At 50.5% G+C, this 17,794-nt stretch carries 14 protein-coding genes; 10 read left to right on the top strand and 4 right to left on the bottom strand.

From position 1 onward, the window contains the following. The first annotated feature begins 31 nt into the window (after positions 1-31). The gene (locus tag AB7S66_RS00520; RefSeq protein ID WP_428517426.1) at positions 32-1,057 is read left to right on the top strand and encodes a 2-hydroxyacid dehydrogenase; all 1,026 of its coding nucleotides are present in this window, start codon (positions 32-34) and stop codon (positions 1,055-1,057) included. On the opposite strand, the gene AB7S66_RS00525 is transcribed toward AB7S66_RS00520, so the two are convergent. Genes AB7S66_RS00525 through ftsH form a run of 4 tightly spaced genes read right to left on the bottom strand, consistent with a single transcriptional unit; the run spans position 1,035 to position 6,860 of the window. Continuing rightward, entirely contained in the window at positions 1,035-1,658 is a 624-nt protein-coding gene (locus AB7S66_RS00525; protein WP_428517427.1) for a CpXC domain-containing protein, read from the bottom strand. The genes AB7S66_RS00520 and AB7S66_RS00525 overlap by 23 nt on opposite strands. Before the next feature lie 56 nt (positions 1,659-1,714). Beyond that, the gene (rlmKL, locus tag AB7S66_RS00530) at positions 1,715-3,949 is read right to left on the bottom strand and encodes a bifunctional 23S rRNA (guanine(2069)-N(7))-methyltransferase RlmK/23S rRNA (guanine(2445)-N(2))-methyltransferase RlmL (protein ID WP_428517428.1); all 2,235 of its coding nucleotides are present in this window, start codon (positions 3,947-3,949) and stop codon (positions 1,715-1,717) included. Continuing rightward, positions 3,946-4,890 carry an Hsp33 family molecular chaperone HslO gene (locus AB7S66_RS00535; protein ID WP_428517429.1) on the bottom strand — a complete coding sequence of 315 codons (945 nt, stop codon included), beginning with the start codon at positions 4,888-4,890 and terminating at the stop codon, positions 3,946-3,948. Before AB7S66_RS00535 ends, rlmKL begins: the two co-directional genes overlap by 4 nt. Continuing rightward, positions 4,887-6,860 carry an ATP-dependent zinc metalloprotease FtsH gene (gene ftsH, locus AB7S66_RS00540; RefSeq protein ID WP_428517430.1) on the bottom strand — a complete coding sequence of 658 codons (1,974 nt, stop codon included), beginning with the start codon at positions 6,858-6,860 and terminating at the stop codon, positions 4,887-4,889. Before ftsH ends, AB7S66_RS00535 begins: the two co-directional genes overlap by 4 nt. Positions 6,861-6,962: 102 nt before the next feature. Here ftsH and AB7S66_RS00545 point away from each other — a divergent pair, with 102 nt between their 5' ends. The 9 genes from AB7S66_RS00545 to AB7S66_RS00585 all read left to right on the top strand — a co-directional run bounded on the left by AB7S66_RS00545 (position 6,963) and on the right by AB7S66_RS00585 (position 17,786). Next, positions 6,963-7,667 (top strand): SDR family oxidoreductase, encoded by a 705-nt coding sequence (locus AB7S66_RS00545; RefSeq protein WP_428517431.1) that lies wholly within the window; start codon positions 6,963-6,965, stop codon positions 7,665-7,667. A gap of 94 nt (positions 7,668-7,761) precedes the next feature. Next, entirely contained in the window at positions 7,762-9,204 is a 1,443-nt protein-coding gene (locus AB7S66_RS00550) for a hypothetical protein (RefSeq protein ID WP_428517432.1), read from the top strand. A 14-nt stretch (positions 9,205-9,218) separates the two neighbouring features. Then, positions 9,219-10,340: an efflux RND transporter periplasmic adaptor subunit gene (locus AB7S66_RS00555; RefSeq protein WP_428517433.1), complete on the top strand. Its 1,122-nt coding sequence runs from the start codon at positions 9,219-9,221 to the stop codon at positions 10,338-10,340. 5 nt (positions 10,341-10,345) lie between these two features. Beyond that, positions 10,346-11,032 (top strand): ABC transporter ATP-binding protein, encoded by a 687-nt coding sequence (locus tag AB7S66_RS00560; RefSeq protein WP_428517434.1) that lies wholly within the window; start codon positions 10,346-10,348, stop codon positions 11,030-11,032. Then, positions 11,022-12,203: an ABC transporter permease gene (locus AB7S66_RS00565; RefSeq protein ID WP_428517435.1), complete on the top strand. Its 1,182-nt coding sequence runs from the start codon at positions 11,022-11,024 to the stop codon at positions 12,201-12,203. The genes AB7S66_RS00560 and AB7S66_RS00565 overlap by 11 nt, the downstream gene beginning before the upstream one ends. 21 nt (positions 12,204-12,224) lie before the next feature. Beyond that, positions 12,225-13,550 (top strand): sensor histidine kinase, encoded by a 1,326-nt coding sequence (locus AB7S66_RS00570; protein WP_428517436.1) that lies wholly within the window; start codon positions 12,225-12,227, stop codon positions 13,548-13,550. Then, positions 13,547-14,902: a sigma-54-dependent transcriptional regulator gene (locus AB7S66_RS00575; protein ID WP_428517437.1), complete on the top strand. Its 1,356-nt coding sequence runs from the start codon at positions 13,547-13,549 to the stop codon at positions 14,900-14,902. Before AB7S66_RS00570 ends, AB7S66_RS00575 begins: the two co-directional genes overlap by 4 nt. A 12-nt stretch (positions 14,903-14,914) precedes the next feature. Continuing rightward, complete coding sequence (locus AB7S66_RS00580; RefSeq protein ID WP_428517438.1) at positions 14,915-16,660, top strand: M3 family oligoendopeptidase; 1,746 nt, start codon at positions 14,915-14,917, stop codon at positions 16,658-16,660. Beyond that, a complete protein-coding gene (locus tag AB7S66_RS00585) occupies positions 16,644-17,786 on the top strand; it encodes a class I SAM-dependent RNA methyltransferase (RefSeq protein WP_428517439.1) in 1,143 nt (380 codons plus the stop codon). The genes AB7S66_RS00580 and AB7S66_RS00585 overlap by 17 nt, the downstream gene beginning before the upstream one ends. Positions 17,787-17,794: the final 8 nt, after the last annotated feature.

The following is a 17,794-nucleotide window of genomic DNA, read 5'->3' on the forward strand; positions in this document are numbered from 1 at the left end:
CGTCCCTTCGCTTTTATTGGGAGATATATTCATGACCAAAATAGCGTTTTTTGATACCAAGCCCTATGACAAGGTTTGGTTTGATCATTTCTCAGGTGACTACCAGGTGGAAATCACCTATTTTGAATCGAAACTCAACCATAAGACAGCTCCTCTCGCTCATGGGTATGAGGTGGTCTGTGCTTTTGTGAATGATACCATAGATGAACAAGTGATCGAGAATCTGTACCAAGGAGGAGTACGTCTGCTTGCCATGCGTTGCGCAGGATACAACAACATTGATTTCAAGGCATCATTCGGGAAGATTCATATTGTCAGGGTTCCGGCCTACTCACCCTATGCAGTTGCAGAGCATGCAACGGCGTTGTTGCTGAGCCTGGTGAGACAGATCCACCACAGTTACGTACGGACCCGTGAGTTCAACTTCAGTCTCAATGGCTTGGTCGGGTTTGACCTCCATGGAAAGACCATCGGGGTCGTGGGGACTGGAAAGATTGGACGGGTATTCATCGATATCTGCAAGGGATTCGGCATGAGGATACTTGCCTATGATCCCTATCCCAATGAATCGATTGCTGTTGACTACTGCAGTTTTGAGGAGCTTTGCAGGGAGAGTGACATCATAAGTCTCCATTGTCCCCTGACAGAGGATTCCTTCCATCTGGTAGGTCGGGAGAGTATCGCCAAGATGAAAGACGGGGTTGTATTGATCAACACCTCCCGTGGTGCCTTGGTTGACAGCCTGGCACTCTTGGAAGGTATTCGGAGCAAGAAGATTGGAGGTGCCGCACTGGATGTGTACGAGGAGGAGGCTGAACTCTTCTATGAAGATAGAAGCGCCACCATCCTTGATGATGACATCCTCATGCTCCTGATCTCGATGCCCAATGTACTGGTCACCAGTCACCAGGCATTCCTTACCAAGGAAGCGCTCCAGAATATAGCACTCACGACGCTCAAGAGCATTGAAAGCTATGTGAAGGGAGATGTGATGGAGCATGAGATCTGTTATCAGTGCGATACCTGCAACAAGGTTACTGGGCAACGCTGTTTCTGATGTTCTGCTCAGCCCACTGCCTGTCTATACGTGTGAAGTATCCTTTCTGGAGAGGGAAGGATACTGCATTCACGTGGAGCTGACTATACAGACCATGCTCACAACTGATGGATCCCTCAAGGGATCCATCCTTGTTGAGAACCGTGAAGTACAGCGTATCCAGCTCTTTTTCCTGTTTCGTGAAGAAGAGCTGGTATTCCGTTTCCTGTAGTTGGAGGGAGAGGTAGAGCTTGCATAGCTCTACTGTGCGGTCATCGAGGCCTTGCTCCCAGATCAGGAGTTTCTCTTTCAGGGAGGCCGTTGTATTCACGAGTCTCAGCGTATAGGAATCGAGGTCCTCCCGACCTGTTACCTTCCCATCCACCTGCTCGTGCTCGGTGTTTGGAATGAGCATTATTGCCCATTTTGTAGTTTCATCTACCACCAGCAGTTCATGCAACACAGTGTACTGTTTCTTGCAAGCAGGACAGGTGACACTGAAGAGGCTATCGGTAAGGATGCCCAATCTCTGCTTTGGTTGTTTTTGGAGGTCTATGAACGGGGTGAGGGTATGGGGGTGTTCCCTCTTACAGTGGGGGCAGGTAATGGTTACGTCTTGCACAGTGCAATACTCCTAACAAAAGCAGGCTCCCTGAAGCCAGGGAGCATGTTGGAAGACTATTTTTTTCGAATTACCTTCTTGGGGGCGGGTTTTACCTGCTTGATCTTGGCAATTGGACGATGCTTGATCAGGTACGTCTGGTGAATCTTCTGGTCACGGGCAAAATCCTCTGCAATGGTATCTTTCGAAATATCCTGGATGTCATACTCTTCAAGAAGTCGCTCATCCATCTTGAATTTCCGGAAGTTGTTGCTGAAGATCAAGGTGCCTTTCTCATCGAGATGCATCATACAAGCCTTGATCAAGCGAACCTGGTCCCGATAGACATCGAATGTATCCCGTCCCTTTCCATTTGAGAAGGTTGGTGGATCACAGAAGATGAGGTCGTACCGGTCGTAGGTATCGAACAGGAATTCGATACAATCACTTCTATAGAAAAAGTGGTTCATCCCGGTAAAACCATTAAGCTCCATGTTCTTCGTAGCCCAGTCAAGGTAGGTAGCGGATGCATCAACACTGACGGTGCTTAGTGCTCCTCCCCTGGCCGCCTGTACTGTGGCGGTTCCCGTATAGCAGAACAGGTTAAGGAACCGCTTACCTTCCGCCATCTTGGCAATCTCTGCGCGGATAGGACGGTGGTCGAGGAAGATTCCTGTATCCAGATAGTCGGTGAAGTTCACCAGATATTTGGCATCATTCTCATTGATGATGTAGAACCGGTCGCTGCTTGCCATCTTCTCGTACTGTTTTTCGCCTTTCTGGGGAGTTCGCTGTTTTACGTAGATCTGTTCGCGATCAATACCTGTTGCCCGTTCAGTGGCATCAATGAGTTCTCCCAATCGTCTGAGTGCTGCCTCTTCCTCAATGGTGCTTGGGGGGGCATACTCCTGAAGACTGATATACTTGCCTTCATACAGATCGATTGCTGCACTGTACTCCGGCATATCTGCATCATAGATACGGTAGCAGGTGACTCCCTGGCTTTCCATGATGGGAGTGATGGCAGAAATGTTCTTGACCAAACGGTTGTATGCCATCTGGGCTCCCTCGCTCAATGGCTGGGCAAGTCGTTCCTGCTTACGGGCGATTGCACGTTCGATCATCTGCTGTCGTTCTTCCGGAGTGAATACATGGTAGTGCGCAATCTGGCAAGTGACTCCGCCGTTGTTTACCGTGTTGGTACGGTCGGGTTTCATGTCAACATAGCTCAACAGCTCTTGCTGTCCACACAGCAGGGCTACGTTCCATCCTCCGAAGAGGCTGCTTAGCTGGCTGCCGATTTTTCGGTAGAGAGAGCGAAGATCCCCGTCACTTTCCATTCTCAGTCCATAGGGAGGATCGGTGATGATGTAGCCATGGTCGGATGGAACATCGTCCTTGGTAAGGGTTAGGAAGTCTTGTACCCGGAAGTCGATCAGGTGATCAACCTGGGCCAGTTCAGCGTTCTTTCTTGCAATAGCCACGGCCTTCGGATCATTATCCCATGCATGGATGGAGATCTTGCGGTCCTTTGCCTTTTCAGCTCTCTCGACAGCTTCATCTACCACATCGTCCCAGAGATCCGGGTCATGGAAGGGGAGGCTGAGGAAGTTGAACTTCCGGGCAGTTACCAATCCTGGTGCACGGTCACTTGCCCAGAGAGCTGCCTCGATGGCGAGCGTGCCGCTTCCGGTGAAAGGGTCAAGCAGGGTGGGAACAGTTTCTTCTGCCTCCAAGGCCTTCCTCCACTCAGAGCGGTAAAGCACTGATGCTGCAAGGTACTCACTGAGGACTGCATCGGTTTGTGCGGCGCGGTAACCACGCTTGTATAAACCACGACCGGAGAAGTCTACATACCATGCGACTGCATCTCCATCGATATGTACGTGGAACACCACATCGCTCTCTTCCTTGTCTACCATGGGACGCTCACCGTCAAATTTTTCCCTGATCCGGTCAACAATTGCGTCCTTTACACGAATTGTTGCAAAGTGGGAATTTTTCAGGTAGCGGCAGTTCTTCGTCGTCTCGGTAACCAAGAAGGTCTGTTCAGGAGTTATCCAATCCTCCCAAGGTATCTGCAGTGATGCTTCGTAGAGCTCATCAGCGTTCTGGATATCGTCATCCATGAACAAACCAAGGAGTACCCTTGTAGCGGTCCTTGACCAAAGGCAGAACCTGTAGGCTGAGGCAAGGTCTGCTACGAACTCAACACCACCGCTGATGCTGCGGATCTCGGTTGCACCAGCCCTACGGGCTTCCTCTTCAATTATGTCGTTCATGTATAAGGCTGAAGTGGCGAAGAAAATCATTTGGGTTCTCCCTCTGCGTCGCTGAACAAGTAATCTAGTTCATATTTCTCGTAATGGTAGTGGGTGTTGCAGTTGACACAGACCAGCTCAAGCGGGAAAGGGCCATGCTCCAGGATGTCCTGTTGTTCTGCCTTATCCAGCTGCTTCAGGTACGTTTTGTATTGCTCGCGAGAACAGGGGCAGGAGAAGCCCAGGGGCTGTCTTGCCAGGTGCCTGAGTTCGTAGCTCCCAAACTGTTCTTCTACATACTCCTTGATCGACATCCCTTCGGCGAGTTTCTTGCCGATGGAGGGAAGGGCATATGCCTGTTCCTCGAGTTTCTCGCGGACATGTTCCTCGCACCCAGGCATTGCCTGCAGGAACAGGGCACCGCTACCGGTAACCTGTCCTTCCTTGTTGAAGTGAATAGAGAAGCTGAAAAGAGTAGGGGTCTGCTCTGACTGTTGGAAGTAGAGTGCAAGATCCTTGGCCAAATCGCCATAGGCCATCATGGTCTGTCCGGTGAAGGGGGCCTTGTGTCCTTCCAGCAATTTTGAGACTGAGATGAAGCCCGGTCCATAGAGTTCGTTCAGGTCCAAACTTTCCAGAGGCTTGGTAAGGGGGATTGGATTATGTTTCAGATATCCCCTTACCGCTCCTGCTGCCCAGGCCTCGACATATACACCCGCTATGGGGCCTCCACACTCAATGGTCAGCTGGATTCGGTCATTGCCTTTTACCGTACTGCTGAGAAGGCCGGCTGCAAGGTAGGCCTGGCCCAATACATAGGTCTCCAGGAGCCCCAGTTCATGGTTGGCTCGCATCTGATTGACAAGTGTGGTCGCTGAGATTGCAGTAACACGGACTTGATCGTTATGCAAAAAAAACACCTCGCGCCCATCTTCAGGCAGGGAAGCGAGATGTTCACGCAAACTACTATCTTCTATCTTTTTCTTGATCATACGGATGCAGAGTAGTCAATGACCTTACTTTTTGCAAGAGCTTCGAACTCTGTTCCGCTGAGAACCTCTTGTTTGAGCAGCTCTTTTGCAATCGCGAGAAGGGCTTCCTTGTTCTTCTTCAGTTTTGTCTTGACCATCTCATATCGCTCCCCGACAATCCGGGCGGTCTCACTGTCGATATATTCCTGTGCTTTCTCACTGTATTCACGTACACCCGATATTCCTGCAATGCCACTGTTGGTGGTAGGCAGGGTGATATTCCGGTACCGCTCGCTCATGCCGAACTCCGTAATCATCCGCCTCACCAAGTCACTTGCCCTGCTGATATCATTGCCTGCTCCGGTGGAAATCTCATTGTAGATGACCTCCTCGGCTGCCCGACCACCCAAGAGGGTGTCGATATTTCCCAAGAGTTCACTTTGGCTGAGCAGGAAGCGGTCTTCAGTCGGGTACTGCAAGGTGTACCCCAAGGCCCCAAGTCCACGGGGGACGATGGATATCTTGCTTACCGGTTCAGCTCCCTCGGTCATGAAAGCGGTCAATGCGTGTCCCGTCTCATGGTAGGCCACTCTTTCCCGCTCCTTCTCGTTGAGCAATCTGCTCTTTCGCTCAAGACCTGCAACCGACTTCTCGATTGCCTCCTCGAAATCCTCTTGCATCACTACTTTACGGTTTTGGCGTACAGCCATCAAGGCAGCCTCATTTGCAATGTTTGCAAGATCAGCACCGGAAAGACCTGCCGCACCCTGGGCAATCTTTCTCAGGTCAACATCATCACCCAGTTTTATTTGCTTGGTATGGATCTTCAAGATTGCCAGCCTACCTTCCAGGTCGGGCTTGTCGATAAGGACCTGTCGGTCAAAACGGCCTGGACGAAGGAGTGCTGGGTCAAGGATTTCCGGTCGGTTGGTTGCCGCAATGATGATCACTCCGGTACGTGAATCAAAACCATCCATTTCTACGAGCAACTGGTTGAGCGTCTGTTCCCTCTCATCGTTTCCTCCCATTCCTGCAGAAACGCGAGAGCGTCCGATGGCATCAATCTCATCAATGAAGATGATACAGGGGCTGTTTTCCCTTGCTTGCCTGAATAGATCCCTTACACGTGCAGCTCCAACACCCACGAACATCTCCACGAAATCCGCTCCACTCATCTTGAAGAAAGGCACCCCGGCCTCTCCTGCGACGGCCTTTGCGAGCAGGGTCTTACCGGTTCCCGGAGGTCCTACCAGGAGAACTCCCTTGGGTATCTTTCCTCCAATCTCGGTGTATTTCTCAGGTTGCTTCAGGAAGTCCACCACTTCTTCCAGCTCATATTTGCTCTCATCGGCCCCAGCAACATCGGCAAAACGTACACCGGTGTCTCCCTCTGCTACGATCTTGGCCTTGTTTTGGTTGAAGGAGAGAACTCCTTGTCCTCCCTGTCCACCCATTTTTGAAAAGAGAAAGCGCCAAAAGAGAATGATGAAGACAAAGGGCAGTATATACGAGAGGACATATGAGAGTATGCTTGGTTTCTCTGGTGCGTTGGCATAGTACTCTATCCCATTCTCATCCAGGAGAGGAATAAAGGAAGGGTCATCTACCTTATATGTGCTGAAAGATTGCAGGTAGGTGCTGGTCTCCAGTCCTATCTGGGGATTTGTTGTATACGTTTGCAAGTCATTCAAAGCCTGGTCCCTGGTGAAGGGGTAGCCGATGTATTGTTCCGCATCTATGGCGACACGACGGATGGTCCCATCTTCCACCAAGGATTTGAACTGGCTGTAATCCACTGGGGTGACGTTGCTCTGTCTGCTGACCATGTAGGTATTCAGTGCCATGAACATTAAGAGTATGATGAAGAAGTACCAGAAAGAGAAGGTAAACTTCTTTCCTCCTCTTGGTTCTTTCTCTCCCAGATGGACACCTGGCTCAATATTCAATTTTTTCTTGAATTTTTCTTTCCAATCCTTATTGTCTTTACTCATGTTTCCTATTTCCTTGGTTGATGACGGCTATCTGGCCATCTGTAGTATAAATATATCCCTAGAATTGTCATTCGGCAACAAGCCCTATATAGTTGAGGGCATATGGAAACGAAACAGGTTGTATTGATTACCGGTGGCGCAAAGCGCCTTGGACTTGCTATGGCCCAGCATCTGCTGGGGGAAGGGTATCGTGTGGTTATCCATTGCAACATGAGTTGTAGTGAAGCAAAAGCGTTGGGTGACGATGGCCGTATCGTTCAGGCAAATCTTACCAATAGGGAAGAACTACAGACGATCTTCTCCAAAGCAGTTGATTGCTTTGGCCGGGTTGATCACCTGATCAACAATGCATCAGTCTTTCCCTCCCTTTCCATTGAGGAGACAACCTATGCATTGTGGGATGAGGTGATGGCTCTTCACAACACCGCTCCTTTTTTCCTTTCCAGGGCACTCTACTTACATCTACGTGAGCGTGGGGCCACAGGGTCGGTCGTTAACATGGTCGATACCAAGATTGAGGCCCCCACTGCAAGCCGCAGCGCATACTATATCTCCAAGGGGGCCTTGTTGGCCCAGACCAAGACCTTGGCGGTATCCCTTGGACCGACGCTACGGGTGAATGCCATCTCTCCGGGAGCAGTACTCAATGGTGGTGATGATGCCTACTTTGCAAAGATGGCAGAGCGACTCCCGCTCAAGCACACCGGCTCTGCCCCTGATATTGTACAAGCAGTAGCCTATTTGCTCCGTGCTACCTTTGTCACGGGCGTGGAACTTGCGGTCGACGGAGGACAGCGACTTTTGTAGTTTAGGTGAAGATGGTCCTATGGTACTTGCCCTTGATATGATTCAATACGATAGTTAGGGGTATTACAAATAACTATAGAAGGAGTGCATATTCATGCATAATCGAAAAATACGAGGAATGGTTCTTTGCTTGGTACTCATTATTGGAACCACCTCCGCATTCTCCCAGTCACTGGAGGATATCGTTTCCAGGGCACTTGGAGAGAGTATCCAGATGCAGGACTTGGAAATTACCAAGAACAACGCACTATTGACCCAGAGCATTTCACAAGCAGAAGACAATGTAGGTATTACTGTCAGTAGCGGAGAGGTAAGTGCTACCTATGACCCCGCCTCCTCTGCATATGAGTTTGAGAATCTGGGAGGGGTGAGTGCTTCCTTCTTGCTTCCAGATGATGGAGAGACCACCATCACCGTTTCCACAGGGACGATGCGCTATTTGCCCAATGGGAGTGCCTTTGCCATCTCGCCCAAGGTTTCAGCGAGCCACACCCTTACCTACGGCTATACCATCGATAATCGTGAAAGCCTTGCAAACCGGCAGACAGAGCTATTGGCTACCAGCTCCTATGAGAGCAGTAAACTGAACTATACGAATACCATCTACAAACAGATCAGCAGTTTGTTGGAGAATGAGAAGTCCATCAAGCAGACAGAAAAACAAATAGCAGACCTCCGTCTAGACCTTGAGCAGAACCTCTCGCTGAAGCTCATCAGGGAGGGAAGCCTTACCCATGAGACACAGAAGCAGGCAATAGCATCCCAGGAGGCAACGCTCTCGGGTCTACAGGCCTCACGTGAGCTTCTGCTGAGGCAGTATGCCACCATAACCGGCTCCTCATGGGAAGGTGTGGACTCAATTCCTGAACCGGTGCTCGATTTCTCCAGCAATGAGGAAGGGAACAGCAATGTGCTTATGCAGTCTCTTGCCCTATCCCTGGCTAAGGAAGACCTGGCGCTGAAGATGGCTGAGTTTGAGAACAAGAGTCTGAAACTAAGTGGGGGTATCGGTGGGTCATCAATTGATTCAGCATTCTTAGTAAGTAGTTCTACGCTACAAACCGTTACACCGGAACTCTCTGCTACCTTGTCCGGCAAGCAGTTCTCCCTGACAGGCAAGGTTGAAGGGACCTATGATATTTCTAAAAATGACTTTACTCCTACCGTGAGTATCAGTGGTAATTGGAGCAACAATCCTACCTCCACCACCGACTCCCTGACAGTCCAGAAGTTGCAGAACGAGGTTTTGCTTGCTGAGATAGCGTATGCCAATGCCAAGAATGATTACCAGCAGAGTGTGACTTCGCTCGAGAATAGGATAGCCTCCTGGAACCTCAGCTATATGTTGCTGGGACAGACGATGGACTATCACCAACAAGTGTTGGGGCAGCAACAGGACCTGGCCCGGCGTGGTCTTGCCACCAAGAGCGAGGTGGACGATGCAACCTTTACGGTGGAGATGGACGCCTATGACCTGGCTGTCACGCTCCTATCAGGCTTGCAGTTAGAAAACGAAATTCGCATCTTGCAGATATAAGGGAGAAGCATTCCATGCAAAAGCAGTCCAATGAAATGAATACCGAACACCAAGTGAGGAACCAACTGAGAAAAAAACTCCGTGTAAAACGGGTGAAACGATTGATAACCACCTTTGTTGTCTTGGCCCTGATCCTTTTCAGCCTCTTTCTCTACACCTTCTACAATGAAAACGGAAGAATGCCTTGGGCAGAGGTAAAAGCCCCGGTTAGTGCCGTTAAGGAAGTTGAGGCAAAAGTATATGAGAACACATTCACCTCCACCATAGATCTTTCAGGCTATGTTGAACCCTATGACATCCAGAAGGTGATCCTCAGAGCAACTGGCACGGTTACCGATGTATTCGTTGAGGAAGGGGATGTGGTCAGGAAAGGCGACGTACTTATCGCCATTGATGATACCAGCCAGAAGTACGAAGTTGCAAATCTTGAAGCGGAACTGGAGAGAGCAAAACTGGTCGGAAGCGACCGTGAGGTTGAGCTGACCGAGTTGAGATTGCAATCGGCGCAGAATCGGCTGGACTACACCAAGGCGTATGCAAATTTTGATGGGGTGGTGGCAGAGGTCAATGTCAGCCAAGGAGATTACTTTGATGCAGGAGCAAGTGCAATGACCATCATAGACCGTTCTGCGCTCAAGGCAACGGTCGAAATTGATGAGATTGATATGCAGTATGTGCAGCTTGGCCAGACTGCTACCCTCTATTTTGATTCCTATCCATCATCGTCGGTGGAGGCAAAGGTGACCTATATCCCAATGCTTGGAAGATATACCAACCAAGGAATCGGGGTGATGGATGTGGAACTTACCATTGCTGATCCTCCGACTCAGATAGCCCCAGGCTTCACCTTTGAAGGCACGATTGCAAGTGAGGGAGAAACCACACTGGTGTTGCTTCCCCAGAGTGCTGTGACGAGTACCCGAGGAACCAGCTATGTCACCAAGAAATTGGCTGATGGAAGTACCACAACGGTTCCTGTTACCGTGAAGTACCTGGGCGAGGGGATCAGCCAGCTTCTCAGTGGCGACCTCAAGGTAGGCGATACCCTGATCATCAAGAAGACCGATACCAGTGCCTCTGCCTTTGTCTCCATGAGTGGTCCTGGTGGTGGTATGGGTGGAGGGCCAATGCGGTGATAGAGATGGAACAGAATGTAATACATCTTGAGGACGTAAGGCGCTACTATGTCATGGGAGATTTCATTGTGAAAGCCCTGGACGGGGTGTCCCTGTCCATCAAGAAGGGAGAGTTTACCTCGATCATGGGACCCTCGGGAAGCGGGAAGTCAACCATGATGAATCTTGTCGGCTGCCTCGATACTCCAACCAGTGGCCTGATCGATATTGATGGAGAGAATACCGCCGGCTTGGATGAAACTGAGTTGGCATATATCAGAAACCGGAAAGTGGGTTTTGTTTTCCAGCAGTTCAACCTGCTGGGAAAGCTAACAGCCCTGGAGAATGTGGTAACCCCGCTTCTCTATGCCGGCATGGGGGTTCGTGAACGTAAGCAGAAGGCAGCTGATGCGCTACAGCGGGTTGGCCTTGCTGACCGCATGTACCACCGTCCCAATGAACTCTCTGGTGGGCAGAAACAACGGGTTGCCATAGCACGTGCATTGGTGAACAACCCCACAATCTTGCTTGCTGATGAACCCACCGGTGCACTGGACAGCAAGACCGGGAGCCAGATCATGGAACTCTTTGAGGAGTTGAATGCTGAAGGCAGGACGGTAATCCTGGTTACCCACGACCGGGAACTGGGAATGCGATGCCATCGGCAGATACACCTGCGCGATGGGAAACTGGAGGAAGGCTATGCTGTTTGAGAACATAAAACTTGCACTCTCGGCAATGCGTGGCAGCAAGATGAGGACAGCCCTCTCCCTGTTGGGTATTGTTATCGGGGTAGCTTCGGTTGTAGCCATCCTGACCATTGGACAGAGCGCCTCAACGAGTATTACCGACAGCATCGCCGTAGGTGGCTTGGATATGATTACCGTGTATCCCTCCTATGCACAGCGCTCGAGTGGTACCTTTGATGAGGAGTTCAGTGATACCCTGCTTAGGGATATTAGAGGATTGGCTACTGTACTTCCCCAGAACAACAGCAGTGCCCAGATCCGAAGTGGACAGGAGACCACCAGTGCATCGGTTTCCGGGGTACTCTCCAGCTATGGTGAAGTGCTGAATCTGGAATATGCCGAGGGAAGTTTCTTTGAGTCCATGGACAATATCAACTATCGCCAGGTTATTGTGCTCGGCTCAGATGTTGCTGAGGAATTGTTTCCAGACCAGAGTGCCGTCGGCCAGTATGTAAGTGTGTTCCGAAACCAGGCGAAGAGCTATCTGGTGGTTGGAGTCCTCGAGAGCAAGGATGCCACATTCAACCTCTCCTATGACAATACTGTGTTCATTCCTTACAACACCTATGGACAGCGTTTCACCAACACCTCTGGTGTGGGTGCGTATGTCCTGAAAGTCCAGGATGGGTATGATACCATTGAGGTCTCTGACAGGGTGACCGAATACCTTGATGGTATTGTGGGAAGTGACGGATACAATATCTTCAGCCCAGCAAGTCTGGCAGATATGGCAAACGAGATTACTGGAACCTTCAGTGCTTTCCTGGCAGCTATTGCCGCCATCAGTCTCCTGGTTGGAGGGATTGGGATCATGAATATCATGCTGGTATCGGTTGCAGAACGTACCAAGGAGATTGGCATTCGCAAGGCTCTGGGAGCGAGCCCAAACGTCATTCGTGGGCAGTTTATCTGTGAAGCACTCACGCTGACCATCATTGGGGGCTTGCTGGGTATTGCCCTGGGTGCCCTGATCAGCTACGCTGTGACCAATGTAATGAATTGGTCGTTGCATTTATCGTATACCTCGGTCATACTGGCGTTGGGTTTTTCCATGTTTGTCGGTGTCTTCTTTGGGTGGTATCCAGCAATGAAAGCCTCCCGTCTTGACCCGATTGATGCCCTTAATTACGAATAGGATTCTCGGGGGAGTATACGCTTGACTGTAAAGAAAACCAGGTGGATGATTGTTGACGGAAAGGAACCTTTCATCGTCATCACCTCACTCGCTTTTGCCTTCATTGTCTTGATCGCCCTGGTGATATTTCTCACCTCAGCTCTCCTTGACCGTGAAGAGTTGAGGATGCAGAGTGAGGCTGAGCGGGCATTCAACTCGGTTTTCCTTGCCTTGCAGGATAGCACCAACAAGGCTTTGCAGGCCATGCAGGAGGAGAATGTCTCTGGCATTGGTGTGTACAACTCCTTGGGAAGAAAGGTGCTGAGCCTGGGCAACGTTCCGATGACCATACCCTTGGATCGCTTCGATTCTCGCGGTTCTCTGCCCAAGGATGGTTCGAATACGGGGACCGCGACATTCAATAAAGAGACGGGGATGATAGAATATATCCGATTCAGCCGTCTTACCATCCTCCTGGACACTGGCGAGCTTACCCTTACCGAGAACGGGTTGCTTCCCACTCCCCTTGACTTCCCTGATGTCCTGTATCTCCACTTTGACGGGCAGAACTATAACCACCGGGTGATGGTCATCATGGTTATCGGTATAATCTCCAGCTTGACCTTGGTGGGCCTTTTCTTGTTGGTACTTTCCATCTATCGAAACAATCGCCGGTATCGGGAGACCATTGCAAAGCAAGAGAGCCTGGTGAATCTTGGCCAAGCGGCACGGACCCTTACCCATGAGATCAAGAACCCGCTCAGTGCCATCACCATACAACTTGCCCTGCTCAAGAAGACACTTCCTGCAAAACATGCCGGGGAACTGAAGCTCATTGAACAGGAGATCAGAAGGCTCACCCAGCTTACGAACAAAGTCAGTGACTTTCTTCGCAACCCATTGGGCAAGCCAGTTGTTGTTGATCTGAATGAGCTGTTCAACTCTTTGGTGATGCGGTTTGAAAAACCCATTCGGTTCTCGAGTGGCTCTCCGCAACAGATTGTCATCGATGTTGACAGGGCACGTTCAGTATTTGAGAATCTCCTGAAGAATGCCGTTGAGAGCAGCAGTACCCGTGATCCACAAGTAGAGGTACGCATAACCACCGATAAGCGGAATTTTGTCCATATCTATGTCATGGACCGTGGGGATGGTATCAGGATAGAGGACTCCAAGAAGATTTTTGACCCCTTCTTCACCACTAAGATCCATGGCTCGGGGATTGGACTATCCATCAGCCAACAGTTTGTGAAGGCAAGGGGAGGAAATATACGGCTCTATCCACGTGATGGGGGTGGTACGGTTGCAGAAGTGGTGCTGCCTAAGTCCATCCATACGGCCAAATTGATGGGAGTAACGAGAAAATGAAGATCCTCATTGTTGACGATGAACCAAATATCCGGGATTTGATGCAGCAATACCTCAAACTCGACGGTATAGAAAGTGATTGTGCAGAGAATGGTCTCTCGGCACAACGCATGCTTCGAGAAGAGGCATATGATGCTGCACTCATCGATCTGAAGATGCCCGGAATGGATGGGCTTTCCCTGATCAGCTGGATCAGGGGAGAAGGGTTTCGCATGCCGATCATCATGGTCAGTGCCCATGGTGAGATTACCGATGCAGTCTCTGCCCTGAAAAACGGGGCCCAAGACTACATTGTAAAACCTTTCGACCCCGAGGAGTTGACCATCCGCTTGAAGAAACTTGTGGATGCACAACACCTGAGGAACTTGGTTGAGAGTGAGACACGGAACAATCGTGAGGATGATAAGCAGATTTTTGTTGGAGAGAGTTCCTCGATCAAGAAAATCAAGGAAGTTATCACCAAGATAGGTGATACTACCTCAACAGTTCTCATAACCGGAGAGAGTGGAACGGGAAAGGAAGTGGTGGCTCGCGAGATTCATGCTTCCAGCCCGGTCAAAGATGGCCCCTTTGTAGCCATCAATATCGGGGGAGTCCCTGAGAACTTGCTTGAAAGCGAACTCTTTGGTTACGAGAAGGGTGCCTTCACCGGTGCTGCAACACGCAAGACAGGAATGTTTGAACTGGCAAGTGGGGGGACCCTTTTCCTGGACGAGATCGGTGATATGCCGCTTGCCCTGCAGGTGAAGATTCTCAGGGTCTTGCAGGACCGCAGGATCAACCGACTCGGTGGTACAGAGGCAATACCCATCAATGCAAGAATTATTGCGGCTACCAACAAGGATCTGGAACAACAGGTCAGGGAAGGGGTATTCCGTGAGGACCTGTTCTATCGGCTTAATGTGGTTCGCATTGTCATACCGCCACTGAGGGACCGAAGGGAAGATATTCCCTTGCTTGCCGCAGGAATCCTCAGGCGGTTCAACCGCCAGATGGGCCATAAGGTAACCGGGTTCTCCGCAGATGCACTGCAGCTGCTTTGCGAGCATGACTTCTTCGGGAACGTCAGGGAGCTGGAGAATATTCTCGAGCGAGCAGTGATTTTCACCAGTGGAGAGGAGATCCAGTGTGATGACCTTGATCTGAGGGGATCGGTCTCCCTCCATACCCAGACCAAGGATGAGCCCCAAACAACACCAGCAGAGGCAAAGAGTCTCAAGGATGTAGAAGTCGACGCAATCATCAGGGCTCTCCACCGCTGGGAGGGAAACCGCACACGGGCAGCCCAAGAGCTTGGCATCAGCCGCAGGACCCTGATCAACAAGATTGCTGAATATGATTTGAATTTATAAGGAGCGAAAGAGGTGAGTGCATTACCTACCTGGGATTTGGATCCCATCTATCCTGGCTGCACCAGCAAGGAATTTCAACATGACCTGCAATGGGTGGTCACCGCTTCTACAGAGCTTGAGGCAAGCTTTGTAGATACCAGAAAGGATTTGAAAGAGCTCATTTCTACCTATGAGCTGATCCTTGACTACCTGGAGAATCTCGATGCATACAGTGCTGCATGTCTTACTACCGATACTGCAAATGAGGAGTATATGAAGGCAGTTTCCCAGACTGAGGAAGCTTCGTTGGTGGTTCAGCATATGCAAGTTGCCTTTCTCAATTTTCTGGCCACCAGGGCAGAGGAAATAGCCCAGCGAAGTGGGGAAGGTGGGGACCTTGAAGCATACCGATTCCCACTGAATGAACTCTTGGAAGAACAGCGCCATCTGATGAGCGAGGAGATGGAAAATCTTGCCAGCGACCTTGCCCGCAGCGGTACTGATGCCTTTTCCCGTTTACAGGAAGCATTGAGCAGCAGTGTTTCCACTACCTGGGATGAGCAAACTGAGAAAACTGTTATCCAACTGAGAAATGAAGCCTTCAATGCTGATAGGAGTATCCGTAAAAAAGCATTCGAGAAAGAGCTGGAGATATGGAAGGCCTATGAGATTGCCTTTGCCTCGAGTCTGAACGGAGTGAAGGGAACCACCATCACCTTGGATGCGAGGAGAGGCTATGCTTCCCCACTTGACCGTTCCCTGATGCAGTCACGAATTGACCGTCCTATCCTTGATGCGCTGATCACCACCATTGAAAAGAACCTGCCCATGTTCAGGGGATACCTGCAGAACAAGGCCAAGGCACTGGGGTTGGAGAGCTGTGCATTCTATGACCTTTTTGCCCCGGTGGGCAAGGAAGAACAACACTTCAGCTATGAGGAAGCCCATGCGTTCATCGTCCAGCAGTTCAGTTCCTTTGATCCTGAGATGGGATCCTTTGCTGACCAGGCATTCAGGAATCGATGGATTGACAGCGAGAGCAGGAAGGGCAAGGTAGGGGGAGCCTACGATACGGCTTTCCCCCTGGCAAAGCAGAGTAGGATCCTCTCAAACTTTGATTTCACGTATAATGGGGTATCCACCCTTGCCCATGAACTGGGCCATGCCTGGCATGACCACGTGGTACTGCAGAAGAGCAACCTTCTACGTTCCTATCCGATGACCTTGGCAGAGACTGCTTCCATCTTCAGCGAGTTCCTAGTATTCCAGGGAGCATTGGAGGAGAGCAACAAAGAGGGAAAACTTGCCCTCATCGAACACTTCCTGCAGGATGCCACGCAGGTGTGTGTCGATATCTTGAGCCGGTTTTATTTTGAGAGTGCGGTATTCAGTAGACGAAAAGAGGGAGACTTGAGCGCCAGTGCATATTCAGCCCTGATGGAAGATGCCCAGAAGAGGACATATGGGGATGGACTTTGCGTCTACCATCCGTACATGTGGGCGGTGAAAGGGCACTACTACTCTTCAGATTTCTCCTTCTATAACTATCCGTATGCGTTTGGGCAGCTGTTTGCCTTGGGACTCTGGGCTCAGAGCAAACAAACAGGTACGGATTTTCCTGCTTCCTACAAGGAACTGCTTGGAGCAACCGGCAGCCTGCCTGCCTCAGAGGTGGCTGGATTGGCCGGGATCGATCTTGCTGATATCTCATTCTGGCAGGAAGCGATGGATGTCATTGCCTCCTATGCGAAGGAATTTGCCGATGGCTTATCAGATTGAGAAGCTCATCCAGGGAGGAGCAGGCCTTGCTGCCAGTGAGGAAGGAAAACGTATCCTTGTCATGGATGTGCTCCCTGGTGAGGTGGTTGAGCTAGGGGACTTCCAGGAGAAGGCAGGGTACATCCGCTCTACCCTGCAAACCATCCTTCAAGCAAGTGAGGAGCGGACTACCCCTCCCTGTCCCTACTGGGGAGTGTGTGGGGGTTGTGATTTCCAGTATGCAAAGGATGAAGCTCAGGGGATTCTGAAGGAAGGCATTGTCCTCGACAACATCAAGAGACTCGGAGGGATTGACCCAGCTTCCTTCCGTACAGAACGTCTTGAGACAGGTCCCGCTTGGGGGTACAGGAACAGGGTACGCTTCCATGTGGATATTGCTGCGCGCAAGGTAGGATTCCTTGGGCGAAAAAGCAAGTCCTTGGTGCCCATTGATCATTGTCCCATACTCTGTGAGAAACTCAATGCACTGCTTGAGAACCCTGATCGGTTGTTCAAGGCAGCCAGAACACTGATGTTCTCGAACAAGGGTGGGAGAAGCGGATTTATCGAGGTTCCTGCTTTCTGTGGTGATGATGATGTCTCCTTGCTTGATGAAGTGGTCAAAACCACGGTGGGAGGGCATACCTTCTTTGTTGCGGCATCAGTGTTCTTCCAGTCCAATCAGTACTTGCTTCCCGCTCTCACCAGCTATGTAGCATCCCACGCAGTGGGTGATACCGTTATGGATCTCTATAGTGGAGTAGGGACCTTCAGTGCCTTTCTGCAGCAGCAAGGTCGACGTGTGATTGCTGTCGAGCGACAGAGGCAGTGCCTCTCCCTCGCCAAGAGGCATACTCCTGATTGTGAGTTCTATAGTGAGCCGGTTGAGCGTTGGGCCAAGGAGAGGAAAGGTTCGGTGGATACGGTTGTGGTAGATCCCCCCAGGGTTGGCCTCGATGCATCACTCCCTTCCCTGATTGCTTCCTGGAAGAGCCGTCGTATCATCTATGTCTCATGCAACAGTGTTACACTGGGACGAGACTTGCAACGATTTGCCTCTGAGGGCTACACTCTTACCCAGGTGAAGGTGTTCGACCTCTATCCACAGACGTTTCATAGTGAAGTCGTTGCCATCCTTGACCGGTAGGGAGAAAA

It is taken from the genome of Sphaerochaeta sp. (assembly GCF_050178175.1).
Taxonomy (GTDB): Bacteria; Spirochaetota; Spirochaetia; order Sphaerochaetales; family Sphaerochaetaceae; genus Sphaerochaeta.

Bases quoted from the DNA above. Each gene is read 5' to 3' on its own strand.
- AB7S66_RS00520 (WP_428517426.1), top strand. From the start codon at position 32: ATGACCAAAATAGCGTTTTTTGATACCAAGCCCTATGACAAGGTTTGG.
- rlmKL (WP_428517428.1), bottom strand. From the start codon at position 3,949: ATGATTTTCTTCGCCACTTCAGCCTTATACATGAACGACATAATTGAA.
- AB7S66_RS00535 (WP_428517429.1), bottom strand. From the start codon at position 4,890: ATGATCAAGAAAAAGATAGAAGATAGTAGTTTGCGTGAACATCTCGCT.
- ftsH (WP_428517430.1), bottom strand. From the start codon at position 6,860: ATGAGTAAAGACAATAAGGATTGGAAAGAAAAATTCAAGAAAAAATTG.
- AB7S66_RS00545 (WP_428517431.1), top strand. From the start codon at position 6,963: ATGGAAACGAAACAGGTTGTATTGATTACCGGTGGCGCAAAGCGCCTT.
- AB7S66_RS00550 (WP_428517432.1), top strand. From the start codon at position 7,762: ATGCATAATCGAAAAATACGAGGAATGGTTCTTTGCTTGGTACTCATT.
- AB7S66_RS00555 (WP_428517433.1), top strand. From the start codon at position 9,219: ATGCAAAAGCAGTCCAATGAAATGAATACCGAACACCAAGTGAGGAAC.
- AB7S66_RS00560 (WP_428517434.1), top strand. From the start codon at position 10,346: ATGGAACAGAATGTAATACATCTTGAGGACGTAAGGCGCTACTATGTC.
- AB7S66_RS00565 (WP_428517435.1), top strand. From the start codon at position 11,022: ATGCTGTTTGAGAACATAAAACTTGCACTCTCGGCAATGCGTGGCAGC.
- AB7S66_RS00575 (WP_428517437.1), top strand. From the start codon at position 13,547: ATGAAGATCCTCATTGTTGACGATGAACCAAATATCCGGGATTTGATG.
- AB7S66_RS00585 (WP_428517439.1), top strand. From the start codon at position 16,644: ATGGCTTATCAGATTGAGAAGCTCATCCAGGGAGGAGCAGGCCTTGCT.